Origin of the sequence: Nocardioides stalactiti (assembly GCF_014180715.1) — a bacterium.
Lineage (GTDB): Bacteria > Actinomycetota > Actinomycetes > Propionibacteriales > Nocardioidaceae > Nocardioides > Nocardioides stalactiti.
In genome coordinates this window covers 1-20,467 of record NZ_JACEFC010000002.1, presented here as the reverse complement: position 1 = coordinate 20,467, position 20,467 = coordinate 1, and the positions used below count along the sequence as shown (strand labels likewise).

Here is a 20,467-nt window from a genome sequence, read left to right as displayed (position 1 = left end):
GCTGCTGATGGCCGCTCCTGCTTTGGTGGCCCTGGCTCATGGCAGCCGGGACCCCCGTTCATCCGCGACGATCACCGCCCTCGTCGACGAGGTCAAGGCGCTGCGCCCCGACCTCCGCATCGAGAAGGCGTTCCTCGAGCTCGCGAAGCCCGGCTTCCAGACGGTGGTCGACAAGCTCGTGCGGGCCGGCTACGACGAGATCGTCGTCGTACCACTGCTCCTCAACGAGGCGTTCCACGCCAAGGTCGACGTCCCCGAGGCGATCGCCGAGGCCACCACGCGTCACCCGGGTCTCCAGATCCGGGCGACCGAGGTGCTCGGGCTCGAGGCCCGCTTCCTCGAGGTGCTCGACGAGCGCATGCGCGAGGCTCTCAAGGAGGCCCGCGTCCGTGAGCTCGACGCGCTCGTGCTCGCGGCTGCCGGCTCGACCGACCCGCTCGCCAACCAGGCCGTCGCTCGGCTGGCGCGGGTCTGGGGCACGCACCACAAGCTGCCCGTGACCGCTGCCTACGCCGCCGCCGCCCCGCCGGCGACCGGTGAGGCCGTGCGCGCGTTCCGCGCGGAGGGGCGTCGGCACATCGCCGTCGCATCGCTCTTCCTCGCGCCCGGCAGCCTGCTGGACCGGGCGACCGAGCTGGCCTTCGAGGCCGGTGCGGTGGCGGTGTCCGAGCCCCTCGGCGCCCACCCGGAGATCGCGCGCACCGTCCTGGCCCGCTACGCGGTCGGCGCGGTCGAGCTCGTCCCGGTCTGACCGGGCCTGAACGAACGACTCAGCCGACCAGTCGGCTGAACAGGTGCTCCAGCTCTCGAGCCGGGTCCGCGGTGAGACCACCGTGGACCGGGCCGGGCTGGAGCACTGTCGACTTCGGGGCCTTGAGGAAGCCGAAGCGCTGGGTGAGCGGCTGGTCGGACACCGCTCCCCCGCGCTCGTCGCCGGCGCAGACCCCGTCGACGAACGCGAGCGCGTCGCACACGCGGTCGACGTCGAGCCGCGGGTCGACGGCGCGGAGCCGGTCGGCGTCGCAGTGCCAGGTCACGGCGAGATAGTCCGCGGCCTGGCAGTAGAGCACGACGCCGACGTTGAGGAACTCCTCGCGGTCCACGCGCGGCACGCAGCGCAGGACGACGTACTGGTAGGGCATCGGCGCGCTCATGCCTTGCTGGGTGTTCACGCGACACCTGCACCAGGAAGCCACTGACGCGTCGCCAGGCGTGCGGTGAGGAACGAGACGTACGCCGACCGCAACGCCTCCGGCGTCTCGGCGCCGGGGACGGGCTCCAGCCAGGTGTCGGGGACCTGTGCCACGACCGCCTCGAGGTCGGCGGCGGAGAGCAGCGCGGAGATCTCGGCATCGGCCGCCGGCAGCGCGCTGCGGTAGGTCGACAGCACGTGGTCGGACACGTCCCACGGCTGGCGGGCGAACCGCTCCGGGTCGGTCACTCCCCCCACCCAGGCGTGGTGGAAGTAGAGCGACGCGCCGTGATCGATCACCCAGAGGTCGTCGTGCCACAGCAGGAGGTTGGGGTTGCGCCACGAACGGTCGACGTTGGCGCAGAACGCGTCGAGCCAGAGCACCTTGGCCGCGACACCGGCGTGGGGCGCCAGGTCGCCGTCGTAACCGAACGCGCCGGGCAGGAAGTCGATCCCGAGGTTGAGGCCGACGCTGGCCCGCAGCAGGTCCTGGACCTCCTCGTCGGCCTCGTAGCGGGCGAGGTCGGCTCCGAGGTCGAGCACGACCTGGCGCGGGGTGCGCAGACCGATCCGTTCGGCGAGGCCCGCGGCGATCACCTCCGCGACGAGGACGCGCGGTCCCTGACCGGCGCCCCGGAACTTGCAGACGTAGGTGCCGAGGTCGTCACCCTCGACGACGCCAGGCAGGCTGCCGCCCTCGCGCAGCGGCGTGACGTAGCGAGTGACCCGGACCCGGTCCAGCCCGACCGCGTTCACGCGTCCCCACCCAGCGGGTCCTCCTCGGCGAGCCGGCGCCGCTCCTCGGCGACGTCGAAGTCGGCCGTCGGCCAGGCGAGGTCGAGGCCGCGCAGCGCCTCGAGCAGCAGGTGGCCGATCGCGAGGTTGCGGTACCACTTCCGGTCGGCCGGTACGACGTGCCAGGGCGCGACGTCGGTGTGGGTGCGCTCGATGGCGACGGCATAGGCCTCCTGGTAGGCCGGCCACAGGGAGCGCTCGGCGAGGTCGCCGGGGTTGTACTTCCAGTGCTTCGAGGGGTCGTCGAGGCGGGCGAGCAGCCGCTCCTTCTGCTCCTCGGGCGAGATGTGGAGCATGCACTTGATGATCGTCGTGCCGGCCGCGGCGAGCTCGGCCTCGAACGCGTTGATCGCGTCGTACCGGCGCTCGATCTCCTCGGGGGGTGCCAGGGAACGGACCCGGCCGATGAGCACGTCCTCGTAGTGCGAGCGGTCGAACACCCCGACGTAGCCGGGCGTCGGCAGGGCGCGCCGGATCCGCCACAGGAAGTCGTGCTCGAGCTCCTCGGGGGTCGGTGCCTTGAACGAGGTGATCCGCACGCCCTGCGGGCCCATCAGCCCGACCGTCGAGCGCAGGGTCCCGCCCTTGCCGGAGGTGTCCATGCCCTGGAGGACGAGCAGGACGCTGTGGCGGCCGTCGGCCTTGCCGTGGGCGAAGAGCCGCTCCTGGAGGTCGGCGAGCTCCGGGCCCAGCCCGACCAGCTCAGCCTCCCCGGCCGCCTTGTCGCCGTCGGAGCCGGGGGTGGCATCCGTCGCGATGGCGGCCAGGTCCACGGGGCCGGCGGCGGGGCTCAGCAGGGCGGAGTAGTCGTCCTCGGCGGTCATGGGCGCAATCCTTGCACCGCGCCTCACCCCGTGGCCGCAGCGCGGCTGTGTCCCACGACGGTGGCGACGCTCCCGTCGGCCTGGGGCTCGTCGAACCAGACGCCCTCGACGAACCCGACGCGCAGCAGCAGCCGACGGGACCGGACGTTGCGGTGGTCGGGCGCGGCGAAGTACGTCGTCGCGTCGGGGTAACTGGTGCGTGCTAGGTCGAACCAGGCGCGCAGCATCCGCTCGCCGATCCCGCATCCGGTCCACGTCACCTCGCCGATGACGTAGTCGAGGCCGATCGCGGCAGGGTCGGGCGCGAGCACGGCGAACTCGGGGTGGTCGCTGATCCGGTAGTCCTGCACGAAGCCGACCGGCTCGCCGTCGACCTCGACGACCCACATCCGGGTGGCGCCGACGCCGTCGATCCGCGGCCCGTAGTGGGCGGCGATGGTGTCCGCGGTCGCCGGTCCGCCACTGACGAACCAGCGCGCGACGTGGGGCGCCTGCCGCCAGCGCACCAGGGCAGGGAGGTCGGCCCGGGTCATCGGGCGCAACGTGACGTCCGCCGGGGTCTGCTCCGTCGTCACGCATCCGATCCTGGCACGCGGGGCGGGGCGACGTCAGGCGTCCGCGGAGACGTCGCGCCCGAGCGAGGCGAGCTCGTCCTTGACCACGGCGAACGCCATCCCGGAGCCGTAGCCCTTGCGGGCGAGCATGCCGACCAGCCGACGGGCCGCGACCGTGTCGTCGACGCCGCGCAGGCTGCGCAGCTTCTTGCGGACCAGTTCGCGGGCCACTCGCTCCTCGTCGTCGCGGCCGACCTCGGCGAGGACGTCGCGGGCGGTCTCGTCGTCGATCCCCTTGCGCCGCAGCTCCTGGGCCAGCGCCCGACCGGCCAGGCCGCGGGTGCGCTGCCGGCTGTCGACCCAGCTGCGCGCGAACGCCTCGTCGTCGACCAGCCCGACCTCCTCGAACCGGTCGAGCAGCCGGCTCGCCACCTCGTCAGGGACGTTGCGGCGGGCCAGCCGCTGCGCCAGCTCGTGACGGCTCCGCGCCTGACCGGTCAGCTGGTCGAGCAGGATCTTGCGCGCGACCGCCTCATGGTCCGGCTCGGGCCCCAGGTCTCGAAGCTCGTCGGGCTCGTGCTCCATGAGCGGTCACTCCTCTCCAACTGTCGGCCATCGTGGAAAACGCGGTCGCCTGAGCGGAGGGAGCGAGGAACGAGCGACCGGAGCGAAGATGGCCGCGCTTTCCACGTGCCGACCGGCGAGACGCCTTGAAGCGCCGCCTCGCAACTACCTCGACTGCGCGCGCGGCAGCGTGGCGCGACGAAGGAGCGACACGCTCGCGCCATCAGAAACTGTCGACGCCGATGGGCTCGTCCGGGAGGGCCGAGAACTCGTCCTTGTCGACCGTCGGGCCGACGCCGAGCTTCTCGAGGATCTTCTTCTCCAGCTCGTTGGCCAGGTCGGGGTTGTCCTTGAGGAACTGGCGGGCGTTCTCCTTGCCCTGGCCGAGCTGGTCGCCCTCGTAGGTGTACCAGGCACCGGCCTTGCGGATCAGGCCCGCCTCGACACCCACGTCGATGAGGCTGCCCTCGCGGCTGATGCCCTTGCCGTACATGATGTCGAACTCGGCCTGCTTGAACGGCGGGGCGACCTTGTTCTTCACGACCTTGATCCGGGTCCGGTTGCCGACCATGTCGGTGCCGTCCTTGAGGGTCTCGATCCGACGGACGTCGAGACGCACCGAGGAGTAGAACTTCAGCGCCCGGCCACCCGTGGTGGTCTCGGGCGAGCCGAACATGACGCCGATCTTCTCGCGGAGCTGGTTGATGAAGATCATCGTGGTGCCGGAGTTGTTGAGCGCACCGGTCATCTTGCGCAGCGCCTGGCTCATCAGTCGGGCCTGGAGGCCGACGTGGCTGTCGCCCATCTCGCCCTCGATCTCGGCCCGGGGCACGAGCGCGGCCACCGAGTCGATGACGACCAGCGCGAGCGCGCCGGAGCGCACCAGCATGTCGGCGATCTCGAGCGCCTGCTCACCGGAGTCGGGCTGGGAGACCAGCAGGGCGTCGGTGTCGACGCCGAGGGCCTTGGCGTAGTCGGGGTCGAGCGCGTGCTCGGCGTCGATGAACGCCACGATGCCGCCGGCCGCCTGGGCACTGGCGACCGCGTGGAGCGCGACAGTCGTCTTGCCGCTGGACTCGGGACCGTAGATCTCGACCACCCGGCCGCGGGGCAGGCCGCCGACGCCGAGCGCCACGTCGAGCGCGATCGAGCCGGTCGGGATGACTTCGAGCGGGGCCCGGGTGTCGTCACCCAAGCGCATGATCGAGCCCTTGCCGTACTGCTTCTCGATGTTGAGCAGCGCCGTGTCGAGCGCCTTGATGCGGTCGTCCGCCATGTCCTCACGTCCTTCGTCTGGTGATCGGGCCAGGTACCTCTGCGACGTTAGGGAGGGGGTCCGACACAGCCTGATCAGCCGCCTCGGTGGGTGGATCGTCTCGCCCGTACGTCGTACCTGTGGACGTCTCGCGGCTCGCGCTGCGGGCGTCGTACGGAGGAACCTAGCCGAACACCTGTTCGAAGGTGGTCAGGAGGCGCGGCGTGTCGTGTCGATCATCTGCGCCCGCGCCGCGGAGCCCGCGACGCCGAACGCCAGCGCCAGCGTGACCAACGCGAGCGCCGGGTAGCCGGCGAGGTCGACGACGAGCCCGGCGAGCGCCCCCGCGCACGCCGCGGTCACCCCCATCACCAGGTCCGAGGTGCCCTGCACGTCGGTGCGGACCGCCAGCGGGGCGTGCTCCGCGACCATCGTCGAGGCCGACACCATCGCCAGCGACCACCCGAGGCCGAGGAGGAACAGGCCGGCGGTCACCTGCCACGACATCCCCTGCGGCGAGGAGGCGCAGAGCAGCAGCGCGGCGACGAGGACCAGTCCCCCGGACCCCAGCACCACCGGCCGGCCGAACCGGTCGGCCAGGATGCCGACGAGCGGGGAGAACGCGAACATCCCGAGCACGTGGACGCTGATGACCAGGCCGATCACGTCGAGCTCCGCGCCACCGTGCTCCATGTGGAGCGGCGTCATCACCATCACCGAGATCATCGTGGCGTGCGCGAGGGCGAGCCCGCCGATCGCGAACCCCAGCACCGGGCGCTCCTTCACGGCCGCGAGGGCACGTGCCGCGGACGAGCCGGCGACGGGCTGGCCGACGACGACCTCCCCCGCCTGCTCGCGGGCGGTGAGCAGCGGGTCGGGCCGTAGCGCGACGAAGGCGATCAGCGCGGCGCCGAGCATCCCGAACGCGCCGATGGCGAACGGCCCGGTGAGCTCGGGGATGTCGACGGCGTCGGCGAAGGCGCCGGCCGGTCCGGTGAGGTTGGGACCCAGGACCGCCCCGATCGTGGTCGCCCACACCACGAGCGACAGCGAGCGCCCGCGATTGGTGTCGTCTGCGAGATCGGTCGCCGCGAACCGAGCCGCGCTGTTGGCCGACGAGCCCGCGCCGAGCAGCACCGCGCCCAGCAGCAGGAGGGGCATCGACTCCACGACCCCGCTCAGCACCGCGAGCCCGCCACCCGCCGCGCCGAGCAGGTAGCCGGTCACCAGACCGATCCGCCGCCCCCGGCGCGACATCACCGCTGCGAGCAGGAACGAGATCACGGCCGCGCCGAGCACCTGCGCCGTCTGCGCGAGGCCGGACAGCGCCTCGGATCCCGACAGGTCGCGCGCGAGCAGCGAGGCGGTCGCGATGCCGATGGTGATGCCGAGCGCACCGACGGCCTGGGTCAGCACCAGCACCCGGACCGTACGACGCTGCAGCAGCGCCGTGTCAGCAGCAGGCGCGAGGGGCGACGGCGCGGTCACTTCTCGCTCACGGGCAGCTCGAGCGACTGCCAGACCGCTGCCCACACCTGCTTGGGCGGGACACCGGCGTCCAGTGCCTGCTGCGGGGTCCGGTGACCGAGGACGCCAAGGACCTGGGTCTCGGCCCAGGTGCGTGAGTACGCCTCCCCCAGCTGGTGGTCGAGCCGTGCCCAGAACTCGGTGTGCCTCACCCGGAGGATCCTGGCAGGTCGACCCCACGCACGTCCCAGAGGTGGTGGACCACGTCGTGCAGGTGGTAGCGGCCGATCGACTCGACCGTGAACAGGCTGCCGTTGCTCCGCGTACCGGTCCGCTCCCACTGCGCGCCCGCGACGGCGTCGTACGCCGCGGCGGCCTCGTCAGCGGCGGCGACCAGGGCCGGTGCGACGACGGCGGGGTCCTGGAGGTCGTAGCGCTCGGCCAGCGCCGTCTCGTCCTGGTCCCAGTTGGCGAAGGTCGGGTCGTCCTCGGTCAGCATCAGCCGCACGCGGCCGGCGAACATCGTGTGGACGTCGCGCACGTGGGCGGCGTACTCGGTCGGCGACCACACCGTCGGCGCGGGGCGCCGGGTCGCATCGACGGACGCCAGCACCTGCGCCCACGCCGCTGCGTTGGCGCGGATCGTGGACCCCAGGGCCGCGCGGTCGACCGCGCCGGCGTCGAAGCCGCACTCGGCGCAGGCCCGGTCGAGGACCCAGGTCCAGTCCTTGGTGTCAGGGGCGATCTCGGCAGGCGACGTCACCTTGCCATCCTTCCAAGCGGTGTCCGCAGCCGCGACGGGATTCCCCGCCACCGATCCACGATCCGCTGCCACACTGGCGGCATGGTGACGGTGGCTGCAGTCCAGGCGACGCCCGTGTTCCTCGACGGGGAGGCGACGGTCGACAAGGTCTGCGCGCTCGTGAAGGAGGCGGCCGGCAACGGGGCGGAGCTCATCGTCTTCGGTGAGTCCTTCGTGCCCGCCTACCCGGACTGGGTGTGGCGGACGCCGGCGTGGAGCGACGGTCCGTTCATCAAGCGCCTGTACGACAACGCCGTCAGCGTCCCCGGACCGGCCTTGGACCGGATGGCGGAGGCGGCGGCCGAGGCGGCGGCGTACGTCGCGGTCGGCGTCACCGAGGTCGACGGCGGGACGCTCTACAACACCTTGCTCTACCTCGGCCCCGACGGATCGCTCCTCCAGCGGCACCGCAAGCTGATGCCGACCGGCGGGGAACGCACCGTGTGGGGCATGGGCGACGGCTCCGAGCTGTCCGTCGTGCAGACGCCGTTCGGAGTCGTCGGCGGCCTGCTGTGCTGGGAGAACTACATGCCGCTGGCCCGCGCCGCGATCTATGCCCAGCGGCCCGACATCTACCTGGCACCGACCTGGGACACCAGCGACACCTGGGTGGGGACGCTCCAGCACATCGCCAAGGAGGGGCGGCAGTTCGTCATCGGCGTCGCGCCGCTGATCCGTGGCTCCGACGTGCCCGAGGACCTGCGTGGCGACCTGTACGGCGGCGAGGACGACTGGCTGTCGCGCGGCCTCACCACCATCGTGGCGCCCGGCGGCGACATCATCGCCGGCCCGGTCGAGGGGCGCGAGGAGATCCTGTACGCCGACCTCGACCTGTCGAAGGTCCACGCGCAGCGGCGGATGTTCGACCCGGTCGGCCACTACGCACGGCCCGACGTCTTCTCGCTCCGGGTCGACACCCGGCCGAAGGCACCGGTCGTCTTCGAGGGCGACGGACCGGCCTGATCCGCTCGGCGCCGCGCACCTACGATGGGCGCGATCGCCATGCCACCCCTCGACGTGCCCACCCGTGACCGCAGGCTGCTGCTGGTCGTCGACGCGCCGTCGCTCCTGCACCGCAGCCACCACGCGCGGATGCACACCCGGATCACCGACCGGTCGGGCCGCCCGGCGTGGGCGCTGGAGGGCATGGTCCGTCAGATCCTCGACGTCATCGACGGCTTCGCGCCCGACGCGGTGATCTTCGGGCTCGACGACCGGACCTCCTCGGTGCGCCGGGACTTCTACCCCGACTACAAGGCGGGCCGCGCGGAGAAGCACCCGGATCTCGTCGACCAGCTCGAGCGGGCCGGCGCGCTGCTCGACGCGCTCGGGCTCGCGACCCTCACCCCGCCGGGCCTGGAGGCCGACGACGTCAACGCGTCGGGTGCCGCCTGGGCCGGTCGCAACGGCTGGGACTGCATCATCATCACGAGCGACCGCGACGCCTTCGCCCACATCAGCGACCACACCCGGGTGCTGCGGGTCATCGACGGCGGCATCGCCGGCTCGCCGCTGCTCACGCCGAAGCGGCTGTTCGCGATGTACGGCGTCGCGGCCGAGCGCTACCTCGAGTACGCCGCGCTGCGCGGCGACGCGAGCGACAACCTGCCCGGCGTCACCGGGATCGGCGAGAAGGGCGCGGCGGCCCTGCTGGAGCACGCGGGCCCGATGGCCACCGTCTGGGCCGACATCGAGCACAACGAGGGGCTCGCCGTGATCGCGGCGCTGGACTCGTGGGCGGAGGAGACCGGAGCCCGGCGCATCGGCGCTTCCGTCGTACGACGGCTGGCGGCGCCGGGTGCGCGCGAGCGCTACGACTTCAACGTGCGGCTCATGGGCGGCCAGGACGACCTCGACCTCGGTCTGACGCCCGACGTGCCGGGCAGCCCGGGCCTGCTGCCGCTGGACCCGGAGCGGATCAGCAAGGTCGTCGGCTTCCTGAACGTGGAGGCGACCACCTCGTTGGCGCTCCGGGTACTCAGCGGCGACCCGTCGTTCGGTCGGACCCTCAGCAGGCCTTGAGCAGCATCAGGTTGCGCTTGCCGGCGTGCTGGAGCTCGCCGACCTTGCGATACCCGCGGCGGCGGTGGAACTCCAGCGACGCGTCGTTGGTCTCGTAGACCTCCAGCGCGACGGGCACGTCGGTCTCGACCGCGTCGTACAGCCGTGAGGCGACGCCGCGGCGACGGTGCGTGTCGGCCACGACGATCCGGTCGAGGTAGACGTAGTCGGCGAGCCGCTGCTCGAACCAGTCGTAGCGCGAGGAGTCGTAGGTCGCCCCGGTCGGGAGCGTGATCACGAAGCCGGCGATGTCGCCGTCGACGTCGAGGACCAGGGCCTGGTCGGACTGCTTCACCAGCAGGGCCGCGGACTCGTAGTCCAGCGGGCCGACGCCCTCGAGGGCGTCCTGGTTGAGGTCGACGATCGTGTCGATGTCGGCGGGCTTGATCGGACGGATGACTGCGTTTTCGGTCGGGCGCATCGGTCTCGACGATACGGAGGTCGGGGCGGTGCCCGCCACCTGACAGGGCCGTTCGCCGACCTTCTCACAGACGGGTATGTGATCAACTGAAGTGGTGAGTGCCTGGTTCCTGCCCGCCGTGGAACGGCCGTGGACCGAGGGCAACCTCGTGGTCCCCAGGGTCCACGGGGCGCCGTACTTCGCACGCCTGATCGAGGTCGTCAACGCGGCCGAAGCGGGTGATCGGATCTTCCTCACCGACTGGCGCGGCGACCGTGACGAGCGCATGGCCGAGGACGGGACCACTGTCGGCGACCTGCTGGCAGCGGCGGGCAACCGTGGCGTCGAGGTCCGCGCCCTGCTCTGGCGCTCCCACCCGGGTCCGCTCAACAGCGAGGAGAACGAACACCTGGGGAGGGTCATCAACCAGGCGGGTGGCGAGGCTCTGCTCGACGAGCGCGTCCGACGTGGCGGGTCCCACCACCAGAAGCTCTTCGTCGTGCGCCACCAGCACCGGCCGCAGGACGACGTCGCGTTCGTCGGGGGCATCGACCTGTGCCACGGCCGCCGGGACGACGCCGGCCACGCCGGCGACCCACAGGCGCCGCCCCTCGATGAGCGGTACGGCGACACACCCCCCTGGCACGACGCGATGGCCGAGATCCGGGGCCCGGCCGTCGCCCACGTCCTCGACACGTTCGCCGAGCGGTGGGACGACCCGACCCCGCTCGACCACCGCAACCCCGTGCGCGCCCTCCAGCACCGCCTGGCCCGGGTGCCGCGTCACCCCGAGCCGTTGCCCGATCGGTGGGACCCGCCGCCGGCCGCCGGCACCCACCAGGTCCAGATCCTGCGGACCTACCCGGCGAAGCGCCCGGCGTACCCGTTCGCCCCCGAGGGCGAGCGCTCGATCGCCCGCGGCTACGCCCACGCCTTCGCCCGGGCGAAGCGGCTGATCTACCTCGAGGACCAGTACTTCTGGTCCGACCTGGTCGCCACGACCCTCGCCGAGGCGCTGCGCCGCGAGCCGGGTCTCCAGGTGATCGCCGTCGTTCCCCGCTTCCCGGAGGAGGACGGTCGGTTCAGCGGACCGCCGATGGTCCACGGCCAGCGACGCGCGTGGGAGGCACTACACGATGCAGGCGGTGACCGCTTCGCGATGTTCGACCTCGCGAACGACGCCGGCACCCCGATCTACGTGCACGCGAAGGTCTGCGTGGTCGACGACACCTGGATGACGATCGGCTCCGACAACCTCAACCTGCGCTCATGGACCCACGACTCCGAGCTGACCTGCGCCGTCGTCGATCCGGCCGGGGACCTGCCACGAGACCTGCGGTCCTCGCTCTGGGCCGAGCACCTCGCACTGCCCGCTGACGACCCGAGGCTCGCGGGACACGACGACCCGATCGCGCTCTGGCGGGAGCGGGTGGGCGCGCCCGGCAGCCGGATCCGCGACCACGTCCCGGACCGGGTGGACGGCGCCCGTGGCCTGTGGGCGCGCGCGGTCTATCGCACGCTCTGCGACCCCGACGGACGACCGCGCGGTCTCCGCGGCACCCGGGACTTCTAGGAGACGAGGATGACCAGCAGTGCCCGCCGTCAGCAGGTGGTCGACGTGCTCACCGCGGCGTTCGACGACCTGCTCCGCACCGACCCGCGGGGCTTCCGCACGAAGTTCCGCAAGATGGCCGCGGACCCGTTCGCCTTCTACCGCGGTTCCGCCTGCCTCTTCTACGCCGACGTCGCCGAGATCGAGGACCGCTGGGCCGACGAGCGGACGTCCCGGGTGTGGATCCACGGCGACCTGCACGCGGAGAACTTCGGCACCTACATGAACGCCGAGGGGCTGCTGGTCTTCGACGTCAACGACTTCGACGAGGCCTACCTCGGGCACTTCTCCTGGGACCTGCGCCGGTTCGTGGCGAGCCTTGCCCTGATGGGCTGGCAGAAGGCACTGCCCGAGGACGACGTCCGCGAGACCGCCGCCGTCTACCTCCGCGCCTACCTGGACCAGGTACGGCGCTACGACGCGACCGACGACGACCTCGACGAGTTCGCGCTGCGCCTCGACAACACCGAGGGGATCGTGCACACCGTGCTCCAGGCGGCTCGGGCGAGCACCAGGAACGGCCTCCTCGACTCGATGACGTCGGTCTCCGACCACGAGCGGCGCTTCGTCGACGGCCCGACCGCTCGCCACCTCAACGCCGCCGAGCGGTCGATGGTTCTCGCCGCGTTCGACCGCTACCTCGACACGATCCCTGAGTCGAAGAGGTCCGCGCGCCGGGTCTACTACGACGTCAAGGACGTGGTCGCCAGCACCGGGTTTGGCATCGGGAGCGCCGGGCTGCCCGCCTACAACGTGCTCATCGAGGGCTTCAACCAGGCGCTGGAGAACGACATCGTCCTCAGCATGAAGCAGGGCAACCACCCGGCCGTCAGCCAGGTGGTCCGCGACCAGCGGATCAAGGACTTCTTCGAGCACGACGGGCACCGGACCGTCGTCAGCCAGCGTGCGCTCCAGGCGCACACCGACCAGTTCCTGGGCTGGACCACGATCGACGGGACCGGGTTCGTCGTGTCCGAGCTGTCGCCGTACGAGACGGACCTGGACTGGCGCGACATCACCGAGCCCGACGAGATGGCGCCGCTGCTGGAGGACCTCGGCCGCGCCACCGCGAAGGTCCACTGCGCCTCCGACGAGGACAGCGACGAGGAGCTCGTCGAGTTCCAGACCGAGGAGGCGATCCTCGCCGCGATCGGTGAGGACGAGGACGCGTTCGTCGAGGACCTCGTCTCCTTCGGCATGGATTATGCCGACACCGTGCGTGAGGACCACGCCTTGTTCGTCGACGCCTTCAGGACCGGTGACATCGCCGGCCTGTCGGCCACCTGACCGGGTGGCGCCTGCGAGGATGACCGCGTGCAGGGGCTGATCATCCGCGACGCGTCCCCCGACGACGCCGTCGCGTGCGCGGCGATCTACGGCCACTACGTCGAGACCACCGTGGCGACGTTCGAGCTGACCCCGCCGACGGTCGAGGAGATGGCCGGGCGGATCAGCGCGTGCCAGGCGGGCCACGGGTGGCTCGTCGCCGAGCAGGACGGACAGGTGGCGGGGTTCGCCTACGGCACGAAGTTCGCGGAGCGGCCGGCGTACCGCTGGGCCGGCGAGGTCAGCGTCTATCTCGCGCCGGCCGCGCAGGGGTCCGGCCTCGGCACCGCGCTGTACGACGTCCTGGTCCCCCGGCTTGAGGAGCGCGGCTTCCAGGTCCTGACCGCCCGCATCGCGCAGCCGAACGACGCGTCGATGGCTCTGCACGCCCGCTTCGGCTTCGAGCAGGCCGGCCTGCTGCGTCGGATCGGCTTCAAGCACGGCCGCTGGGTCGACGTCGCCATCCTCCAGCGCGACCTCGCCCCGCCGACGGACTCGCCCGTCGAACCTAGCTAGCCTCGCCGCCGACCCAGACCCGCTTCACCAGCGGTACGCCCGGGCGGTAGGCCAGGTGCACGTGGCTCGGCGCGTCCAGCAGCACGACGTCGGCCCGGGCCCCGGGCACCAGCCGTCCGACGTCGGTCCGGTCCAGCGCCGCGGCACCGCCGACGGTCACCGCGTGGACCGCCTCGGCGGGGGTCATCCCCATCTCCCGCACCGCGAGCGCGATGCAGAACGGGATCGAGCTCGTGTAGCACGAGCCCGGGTTGCAGTCGCTGGCCAGCGCGACCCGTACGCCGGCGTCGATCAGGCCGCGCGCGTCGGGATAGGGCTGACGGGTCGAGAACTCGACGCCGGGCAGGAGGGTCGCCACGGTGCCGCTCTCCCGCAGCGCGTGGACGTCCTGGTCCGTCAGGTAGGTGCAGTGGTCGACGGCGGTCAGCCCGAGCTCGGCGGCCAGCGCGACGCCGGGACCGGGGCCGAGCTGGTTCGCGTGGAGCCGACCCTCCAGCCCGGCAGCCGCGCCGGCGGCGAGCACCGCCCGCGCCTGGTCGGCGTCGAACGCGCCGGTCTCGCAGAAGACGTCGATCCAGCGCGCGTGCGGCGCGGCGGCCGCCAGCATCGGCCCGGTGACGAGGTCGACGTAGCCGGCCGGGTCGTCGGCGTGGTCAGCCGGGACGACGTGCGCGCCGAGGAAGGTGGTCTCGTCGGTGAAGCGCGACGCGACCTCCAGCGAGCGTGCCTCGTCGGCGACCGAGAGGCCGTAGCCGGACTTGATCTCGACGGTGGTCGTGCCCTGGGCGCGCATCTCGGCGACGAGCCGCGCGACGTTGGCGGCGAGCTCGTCGTCGGAGGCAGCGCGGGTCGCCGCGACCGTCGTCCGGATCCCGCCGGCGGCGTAGGACTCCCCCGCCATCCGGGCGCGGAACTCCTGGGCCCGGTCGCCGGCGAAGACGAGGTGGCTGTGGCTGTCGACGAAGCCCGGCAGCACGGCGCGACCCTCGGCGTCGACGCGCTCGTCGGCAGCGGGCGCGGCGGCGGCGGCGCCGACCCAGGCGACCACGCCGTCAGCCAGGACCAGCGCCGCGTCGGTCCGCACACCGAGCAGGTCGGACGCCGCCGGGTCGTTGGTGACCAGCTCGCCGATGCCGGTGATGAGGAGGCTGCCTGAGGTCGTGTGCCTGAGAGCCTCGATATCCGATGTCTGGGGCACACGACTCGTCGCTGTCACGCCGACCACACCTTCTCGATCGCAGCCTCGAGCTCGCGGCCCACCCGGGCGTGGTCGCCGTCGAACACGACCCGGCCGTCGATGATCACCTCGGTGACGTCAGCAGCGGTTGCCGCGAAGACGGCGGCGTGGACGTCGCGCCCGGTGCCCGCCGTCCGCGGACTGACCGGGTCGATCATCACGACACCGGGGTCGCCGACCGAGAGGGAGGCATAGCCGTTGCCGGTCGCGGTCTCCAGGAGCGCCTGCGCCGACCAGTGCCCGCGGACGCCCGTGCGGAGCCGGTCGTGCATCTCGACGCCGCGCATCTCCTCGAACAGGTCGATGACCGCGTGGCTGTCGGATCCCAACGAGATCCGCGCCCCGGCGGCGCGCAGGTCGGCCCCGCGACCGAGCCCGTCGGCGAGGTCGCGCTCGGTGGTCGGGCAGAGGCAGACCAGCGCGCCGCTGTCGCCGATGAGTCGGACGTCGTCGTCGGTCAGGTGGGTCGCGTGGACGAGCGTCGTCCGCGGGCCGAGGACACCCTCCTCGGCGAGCACCCGGGTGGGGGTGACGCCGTACGCCGCGAGGCAGGCCTCGTTCTCGGCCGGCTGCTCGGAGAGGTGCACGTGGACCGGACCCCCGAGCGCGGCGACGGTGCCCATCTGCTCGCGCGGCACCGCGCGGACGCTGTGGATCGCCGCCCCGACCCGCGGGTCGTCGAAGACCGCGACCCGCTCGGCCCACGCGTCGGCGTGGCCGTCGCTGAAGCGTCGCTGCACGCCCGCGGGCGGCTGCCCGATGCCGGAGGTGAGGTAGCAGGTGTCGAGCAGCCGGATCCGGATGCCGACCTCGTCGGCGGCAGCGAGCAGCGCGCGGCCCATCTCGTTCGGGTCGTCGTACGGCGTCCCGTCGGGCTGGTGGTGCAGGTAGTGAAACTCCCCCACCGCGCCGATCCCGGTGGAGACCATCTCGGCATAGACCGCCCGCGCGAGCTCGAGGTAGAGGTCGGGCGTGAGGCGGGAGGCGAGGTCGTACATCTGCTCGCGCCAGGTCCAGAAGCTGCCGGTCCCCTGCTGCGTGCGGCCGCGCAGCGCGCGGTGGAAGACGTGGGAGTGCGCGTTGGCCATCGTGGGGATCTGGAGCACCGTCATACGAGCTCCATGAGCGCGTCGGCGAGCGCCTCCACCCCGGCCAGGCAGTCGACGGTCTCGGCGTGCTCGTCAGGCGAGTGCGAGACCCCGGTCGGGTTGCGGACGAACAGCATCGCGCTCGGGTGTCCGGCCGCGGACAGGATGCCGGCGTCGTGACCGGCCTGGGTCGGGAGCACCGGCCAGGATCGGGTCGATCGGATCCGGTCGGTGAGGTCGGCGCTGAACGCGACCGCGCCGGAGACCGACTCGGCCGTCATCACCGCGGTGGTCCCGTCGCGGCCGGCCCGTTCACTGGCTTGCTTCTCCACCGCGGCCACGAGCGCGCCGAGGGCCTCGTCGGAGTCGGCCCGGGCGTCGAGCCAGGCGGTGACGCGAGACGGGACGGCATTGGTGCCGTTGGGCGCGACGTCGATCCGCCCGAACGTCGCGCGCTGGCCGGAGAGCCGGGCCTGCTTGTTAGCCGCGAGCGCCGTCATCGCGTAGGTGAGCATCGGGTCGGCCCGGTCCTCCATCCGGGTGGTCCCGGCGTGGTCGGCGCGGCCGGTGAAGTCGAACCGGTACCGGCCGTGCGGCCAGATCCCGCTCGCCAGCCCGACCGGGTCGTCGCTGTCGACGAGCACCCGTCCCTGCTCGACGTGGAGCTCCACGAAGCAGCCGACGTCGGCCAGGATCCCGCCGGCGCCGTTCTCCGGCGCGGCGGTCACGTCGCCGAGTGCGACACCGTCACGGTCGCGAAGCCCCTCCACCTCGGCCCAGGCGACGGAGCCGGTGGCGAGCCGCGAGCCCAGGCAGGCCAACCCGAAGCGGGAGCCCTCCTCCTCGCGGAACACCCCGACGCCGATCGCCCGCGAAGGCTGGACGCCGCGGTCGCGGAGCACGTCGATCGCGGCCAGCGCGGAGACGACACCGAGCGGACCGTCGTACGCACCGCCGTCGAGGACGCTGTCGAGGTGGCTGCCGGTGAGCACCCCGAGGATCTCGACCTGGCCGGGCGTCGGCTCAGGGCGCCACCAGGCGACCTGGTTGCCGAACGCGTCGGTCTCGAGCGTCAGCCCCCGTGCGGCCGCCTGCTCGGCGAACCACCCGCGCAGCTCCTCCTCGGCACTGGCGAACGGCTGCCTGAAGTAGCCGCCCGACGAGGTCGAGCGGCCGACCGGTGCGAGGTCCGCCCACATCCGCTCGAAGTCGTCGGTCACGCCACCCCACCTTCGCGGCCCTCGCGCATCGGGATCCTGACGTCGCGCTCCGCGGCGACCTCGACCGCCCGCTCGTAGCCGGCGTCGACGTGGCGGATCACGCCCATCCCCGGGTCGTTGGTGAGCACCCGCTCGATCTTCTGCGCCGCGAGGTCGGTGCCGTCGGCGACGCACACCTGTCCGGCATGGATCGAGCGTCCCATGCCGACCCCACCGCCGTGGTGGATCGACACCCAGGTCGCGCCGGATGCAGTGTTCACGAGCGCGTTGAGCAGGGCCCAGTCGGCGATCGCGTCGGAGCCGTCGAGCATCGCCTCCGTCTCCCGGTACGGCGAGGCCACCGAGCCGCAGTCGAGGTGGTCGCGGCCGATCACGATCGGCGCCTTCAGCTCACCTGAGGCGACCATCTCGTTGAACTTCAGGCCGGCCAGGTGCCGCTCGCCGTACCCGAGCCAGCAGATCCGCGCGGGCAGGCCCTGGAAGTGGACCCGCTCACCCGCCATGGTGATCCACTTCCGGAGTCGCTCGTTGTCCGGGAAGAGCTCGAGGATCGCCTTGTCGGTGGCAGCGATGTCGGCCGGGTCTCCGGACAGCGCGGCCCAGCGGAACGGGCCCTTGCCCTCGCAGAACAGCGGCCGGATGTAGGCGGGCACGAAGCCGGGGAACGCGAACGCCCGGTCGTAGCCGCCCTTGCGGGCCTCGTCGCGGATCGAGTTGCCGTAGTCGAAGACCTCGGCGCCCGCGTCCTGGAACTCGACCATGGCCCGCACGTGGGCGGCCATCGACTCCTGGGCACGCTTCGTGAAACCCACCGGGTCCTCGGTGCGCTCGCGCTCCCAGTCGTCGAAGGCGGTGCCGACCGGGAGGTAGAACAGCGGGTCGTGGGCGGAGGTCTGGTCGGTGACGATGTCGATCGGCGCCCCTTGCTCGAGAAGAGCGGGCAGCATCGCCGCGGCGTTGCCGAGGACGCCGATGGACAGCGCGCGGCGCTCGTCCCGAGCCTCGATGGCGAGCTCGACGGCGTGCTCCAGCGAGTCGGCCTGGACGTCGAGGTAGCGGTGGTCGATGCGCCGCTGGATGCGGGACTGGTCGCACTCGATGCAGATCGCGACCCCGTCGTTCATGGTGACCGCGAGCGGCTGCGCGCCGCCCATGCCGCCGAGGCCGGCGGTGACCGTGATGGTCCCGGCGAGGGTGCCCCCGAACTTCTTGTCGGCGACGGCGGCGAACGTCTCGAAGGTGCCCTGGAGGATGCCCTGGGTGCCGATGTAGATCCAGGAGCCGGCGGTCATCTGGCCGTACATGGTGAGCCCGAGGTCCTCCAGCCGGCGGAACTCCTCCCAGTTCGCCCAGTCGCCGACGAGGTTCGAGTTGGCGATGAGGACGCGCGGCGCCCACTCGTTCGTCCGTATCACGCCGACCGGCTTGCCGCTCTGGACGAGCAGCGTCTCGTCGGGCTCGAGGTCGCGCAGGGACCGGACGATGGCGTCGTACGCCTCCCAGGAGCGCGCGGCCTTGCCGGTGCCGCCGTAGACGACGAGGTCCTCCGGACGCTCGGCGTTCTCCGGGTCGAGGTTGTTCATGAGCATCCGCAGCGGGGCCTCGGTCTGCCACGACTTCGCGGTGAGGTCGGTGCCGGTGGCGGCGTGGATCGGCAGCCGGGGGTTGGTCGTCTCGGTGGTCATCGCAGGTCTCCGATCACGGACTGGGCGGCGTCGAGGACGGCGCCGGACTGGACGAGCGAGACGGCGGTCTCGATCTCGGGTGAGAGGTGGCGGTCGGGGCCGGGACCCTGGACTCCCGCGTCGCGGAGCGCCTGGATGACCGCGCCGGTCGCGGGCGACGGGGTCAGCGGGGCGCGCAGGTCGAGCGCCCGGGCGGCGGTGAGGACCTCGATCGCGACGACGCGGGTGAGGCCGTCGACCGAGCGCCGCAGCTTGCGGGCGGCGGACCAGCCCATCGAGACGTGGTCCTCCTGCATCGCGCTGGAGGGGATCGAGTCGACGCTCGCAGGGTTCGCGAGCCGCTTGAGCTCGGACACGATCGCGGCCTGCGTGTACTGGGCGATCATCAGCCCGCTGTCGACGCCGGGGTCGTCGGCGAGGAACGGCGGCAGGCCGTGGTTGCGGGACTTGTCGAGGAACCGGTCCGTACGGCGCTCGCTGATCGAGGCGACGTCGGCCGCGACGATCGCCAGGAAGTCGAGCACGTAGGCGACCGGGGCGCCGTGGAAGTTGCCGTTGCTCTCGAGGCGACGCTCCCCGGGCAGGACGACCGGGTTGTCGACGGCGCTGGCGAGCTCGCGTCCGGCGACGGTGGCGGCGTGGTCGACGGTGTCGCGGGCGGCGCCGTGGACCTGGGGCGAGCAGCGCAGCGAGTAGGCGTCCTGCACGCGGTTGCAGTCGGGTCCCCGGTGCGACGCGACGACGCCGGAGTCGGCGAGCAGCGCGACCAGGTTGGCGGCGGAGGCGGCCTGGCCGGGGTGCGGCCGGATCGCCTGGAGCTCGGGTGCGAACACCCGGTCGGTGCCGAGCTGGCCCTCGACCGACATGGCGGCAGCGATGTCGGCGGTGCGGAGCAGTCGCTCGAGGTCGGTGATCGCGAGGACGAGCATCCCGAGCATCCCGTCGGTGCCGTTGATGAGGGCGAGGCCCTCCTTCTCGGCGAGCTCGACGGGGGTCAGCCCGGCGGCGGCGAGGGCCTGGGCGGCGGGCACGAGCGTCCCGGCGGCGTCGCGGACGTCTCCCTCACCCAGGAGCGCGAGCGCGCAGTGGGACAGCGGGGCCAGGTCGCCGGAACAGCCGAGCGATCCGTACTCGTGGACCACCGGGGTGATGCCGTGGCTGAGCAGCGCCGCCATCAGCTCGGCGGTCTCGCGTCGTACACCGGTGTGGCCGGTGGCGAGCGTCGAGAGCCGCAGCAGCATCAGCGCGCGGACCACCTCGCGCTCGACCTCGGGTCCGGAGCCGGCGGCGTGCGAGCGCACCAGCGAGCGCTGGAGCTGAGTGCGGAGCTCGGGCGCGATGTGGCGGGTCGCGAGCGCGCCGAACCCGGTCGAGACGCCGTACGCCGGGGTGGGCGACGCGGCGAGCTCGTCGACGACAGAGCGGGCGGCCTCGATGGCCGCGACGGCGTCGTCGCCCAGGCGGACGGCTGCTCCCTCGCGGGCGACGGCGACGACATCTGCGAACGAGACCGGGCCGGTACCGACCTCGACGTACTTCTGCTCCATGTCTCCATCCAACGCCTGTGCAGGCCGGTCCGCCAGGCTCCTGGGGTGACAGGTGTCTCGGATCCGAGACCAGTTCAGGAGATGTTCGGGTGTCCCTCGTGGCGTCTGTCGGTGGGCAGCGGCAGGATGGCGACGCCCCCGAGATCCCACCCGAGATCCGACCCCATTGAGGAGCAAGCAATGCCCACTCGTGACGAAGCCTGGCCCACCGGAACCCCCAGCTGGGTCGACCTGGCAGCCGACGACCCCGGCGCCGCCGCCGAGTTCTACAGCGCGCTCCTGGGCTGGAGCGTCGACGCTCCGGCCGACGACGCGATGGGCT

21 protein-coding genes are annotated in these 20,467 nt (G+C 72.3%); 6 read left to right on the top strand and 15 right to left on the bottom strand.

Annotated elements, in window-relative coordinates:
• Positions 1–7 precede the first annotated feature (7 nt).
• Positions 8–751, top strand: a complete 744-nt coding sequence (locus H0487_RS00645) for a sirohydrochlorin chelatase (RefSeq protein WP_183092292.1) — start codon at positions 8–10, stop codon at positions 749–751.
• Positions 752–770: 19 nt separating this feature from the next.
• Here the strand turns inward: H0487_RS00645 and H0487_RS00640 are convergent, their stop codons facing one another.
• From H0487_RS00640 to H0487_RS23035, 9 genes are all read right to left on the bottom strand, one after another.
• Positions 771–1,172, bottom strand: coding sequence for a DUF3037 domain-containing protein (locus H0487_RS00640; protein WP_312855772.1), 402 nt, complete (start codon positions 1,170–1,172; stop codon positions 771–773).
• Positions 1,169–1,948: a HipA family kinase gene (locus H0487_RS00635; RefSeq protein ID WP_183092291.1), complete on the bottom strand. Its 780-nt coding sequence runs from the start codon at positions 1,946–1,948 to the stop codon at positions 1,169–1,171. The genes H0487_RS00640 and H0487_RS00635 overlap by 4 nt, the downstream gene beginning before the upstream one ends.
• Positions 1,945–2,811: a polyphosphate kinase 2 family protein gene (locus H0487_RS00630; protein ID WP_183092290.1), complete on the bottom strand. Its 867-nt coding sequence runs from the start codon at positions 2,809–2,811 to the stop codon at positions 1,945–1,947. The genes H0487_RS00635 and H0487_RS00630 overlap by 4 nt, the downstream gene beginning before the upstream one ends.
• A gap of 23 nt (positions 2,812–2,834) precedes the next feature.
• Positions 2,835–3,386: a GNAT family N-acetyltransferase gene (locus H0487_RS00625; RefSeq protein WP_183092289.1), complete on the bottom strand. Its 552-nt coding sequence runs from the start codon at positions 3,384–3,386 to the stop codon at positions 2,835–2,837.
• A 33-nt stretch (positions 3,387–3,419) separates the two neighbouring features.
• The gene (locus H0487_RS00620; protein ID WP_183092288.1) at positions 3,420–3,950 is read right to left on the bottom strand and encodes a regulatory protein RecX; all 531 of its coding nucleotides are present in this window, start codon (positions 3,948–3,950) and stop codon (positions 3,420–3,422) included.
• A 202-nt stretch (positions 3,951–4,152) separates the two neighbouring features.
• A complete protein-coding gene (gene recA, locus H0487_RS00615; protein WP_183092287.1) occupies positions 4,153–5,205 on the bottom strand; it encodes a recombinase RecA in 1,053 nt (350 codons plus the stop codon).
• Positions 5,206–5,394: 189 nt separating this feature from the next.
• Positions 5,395–6,672: an MFS transporter gene (locus H0487_RS00610; RefSeq protein WP_183092286.1), complete on the bottom strand. Its 1,278-nt coding sequence runs from the start codon at positions 6,670–6,672 to the stop codon at positions 5,395–5,397.
• Positions 6,669–6,863 carry a DUF3046 domain-containing protein gene (locus H0487_RS00605; protein WP_183092285.1) on the bottom strand — a complete coding sequence of 65 codons (195 nt, stop codon included), beginning with the start codon at positions 6,861–6,863 and terminating at the stop codon, positions 6,669–6,671. Before H0487_RS00605 ends, H0487_RS00610 begins: the two co-directional genes overlap by 4 nt.
• Positions 6,860–7,414 carry a DinB family protein gene (locus H0487_RS23035; protein ID WP_183092284.1) on the bottom strand — a complete coding sequence of 185 codons (555 nt, stop codon included), beginning with the start codon at positions 7,412–7,414 and terminating at the stop codon, positions 6,860–6,862. Before H0487_RS23035 ends, H0487_RS00605 begins: the two co-directional genes overlap by 4 nt.
• Before the next feature lie 81 nt (positions 7,415–7,495).
• Between H0487_RS23035 and H0487_RS00595 the strand changes: the two genes are divergently transcribed.
• A complete protein-coding gene (locus tag H0487_RS00595) occupies positions 7,496–8,416 on the top strand; it encodes a carbon-nitrogen hydrolase family protein (RefSeq protein ID WP_183092283.1) in 921 nt (306 codons plus the stop codon).
• Positions 8,417–8,455: 39 nt separating this feature from the next.
• Entirely contained in the window at positions 8,456–9,475 is a 1,020-nt protein-coding gene (locus tag H0487_RS00590; protein WP_220792952.1) for a 5'-3' exonuclease, read from the top strand.
• On the opposite strand, the gene H0487_RS00585 is transcribed toward H0487_RS00590, so the two are convergent.
• On the bottom strand, positions 9,462–9,935 hold the full coding sequence (locus tag H0487_RS00585) for a GNAT family N-acetyltransferase (RefSeq protein WP_183092282.1): 474 nt from the start codon (positions 9,933–9,935) through the stop codon (positions 9,462–9,464). The two genes, H0487_RS00590 and H0487_RS00585, sit on opposite strands and share 14 nt — an antisense overlap.
• 94 nt (positions 9,936–10,029) lie before the next feature.
• On the opposite strand from H0487_RS00585, the gene H0487_RS00580 reads away from it, so the two are divergent.
• The 3 genes from H0487_RS00580 to H0487_RS00570 are packed head-to-tail and all read left to right on the top strand — an operon-like array spanning position 10,030 to position 13,368.
• On the top strand, positions 10,030–11,487 hold the full coding sequence (locus H0487_RS00580) for a phospholipase D family protein (RefSeq protein ID WP_312855771.1): 1,458 nt from the start codon (positions 10,030–10,032) through the stop codon (positions 11,485–11,487).
• Between the two features lie 9 nt (positions 11,488–11,496).
• Entirely contained in the window at positions 11,497–12,813 is a 1,317-nt protein-coding gene (locus H0487_RS00575) for a DUF2252 domain-containing protein (RefSeq protein ID WP_183092280.1), read from the top strand.
• Between the two features lie 27 nt (positions 12,814–12,840).
• Positions 12,841–13,368, top strand: coding sequence for a GNAT family N-acetyltransferase (locus tag H0487_RS00570; protein WP_183092279.1), 528 nt, complete (start codon positions 12,841–12,843; stop codon positions 13,366–13,368).
• Here H0487_RS00570 and hutI read toward each other — a convergent pair.
• Genes hutI through hutH form a run of 5 tightly spaced genes read right to left on the bottom strand, consistent with a single transcriptional unit; the run spans position 13,361 to position 20,145 of the window.
• On the bottom strand, positions 13,361–14,566 hold the full coding sequence (gene hutI / locus H0487_RS00565) for an imidazolonepropionase (RefSeq protein WP_312855770.1): 1,206 nt from the start codon (positions 14,564–14,566) through the stop codon (positions 13,361–13,363). The two genes, H0487_RS00570 and hutI, sit on opposite strands and share 8 nt — an antisense overlap.
• Positions 14,567–14,580: 14 nt before the next feature.
• On the bottom strand, positions 14,581–15,717 hold the full coding sequence (locus tag H0487_RS00560; RefSeq protein ID WP_183092278.1) for a formimidoylglutamate deiminase: 1,137 nt from the start codon (positions 15,715–15,717) through the stop codon (positions 14,581–14,583).
• Positions 15,714–16,913, bottom strand: a complete 1,200-nt coding sequence (locus tag H0487_RS00555; RefSeq protein ID WP_312855769.1) for an allantoate amidohydrolase — start codon at positions 16,911–16,913, stop codon at positions 15,714–15,716. The genes H0487_RS00560 and H0487_RS00555 overlap by 4 nt, the downstream gene beginning before the upstream one ends.
• Positions 16,910–18,598, bottom strand: coding sequence for a urocanate hydratase (hutU, locus tag H0487_RS00550; RefSeq protein ID WP_183092277.1), 1,689 nt, complete (start codon positions 18,596–18,598; stop codon positions 16,910–16,912). The genes H0487_RS00555 and hutU overlap by 4 nt, the downstream gene beginning before the upstream one ends.
• Entirely contained in the window at positions 18,595–20,145 is a 1,551-nt protein-coding gene (gene hutH, locus H0487_RS00545; protein ID WP_183092276.1) for a histidine ammonia-lyase, read from the bottom strand. The genes hutU and hutH overlap by 4 nt, the downstream gene beginning before the upstream one ends.
• Positions 20,146–20,467 lie beyond the last annotated feature (322 nt).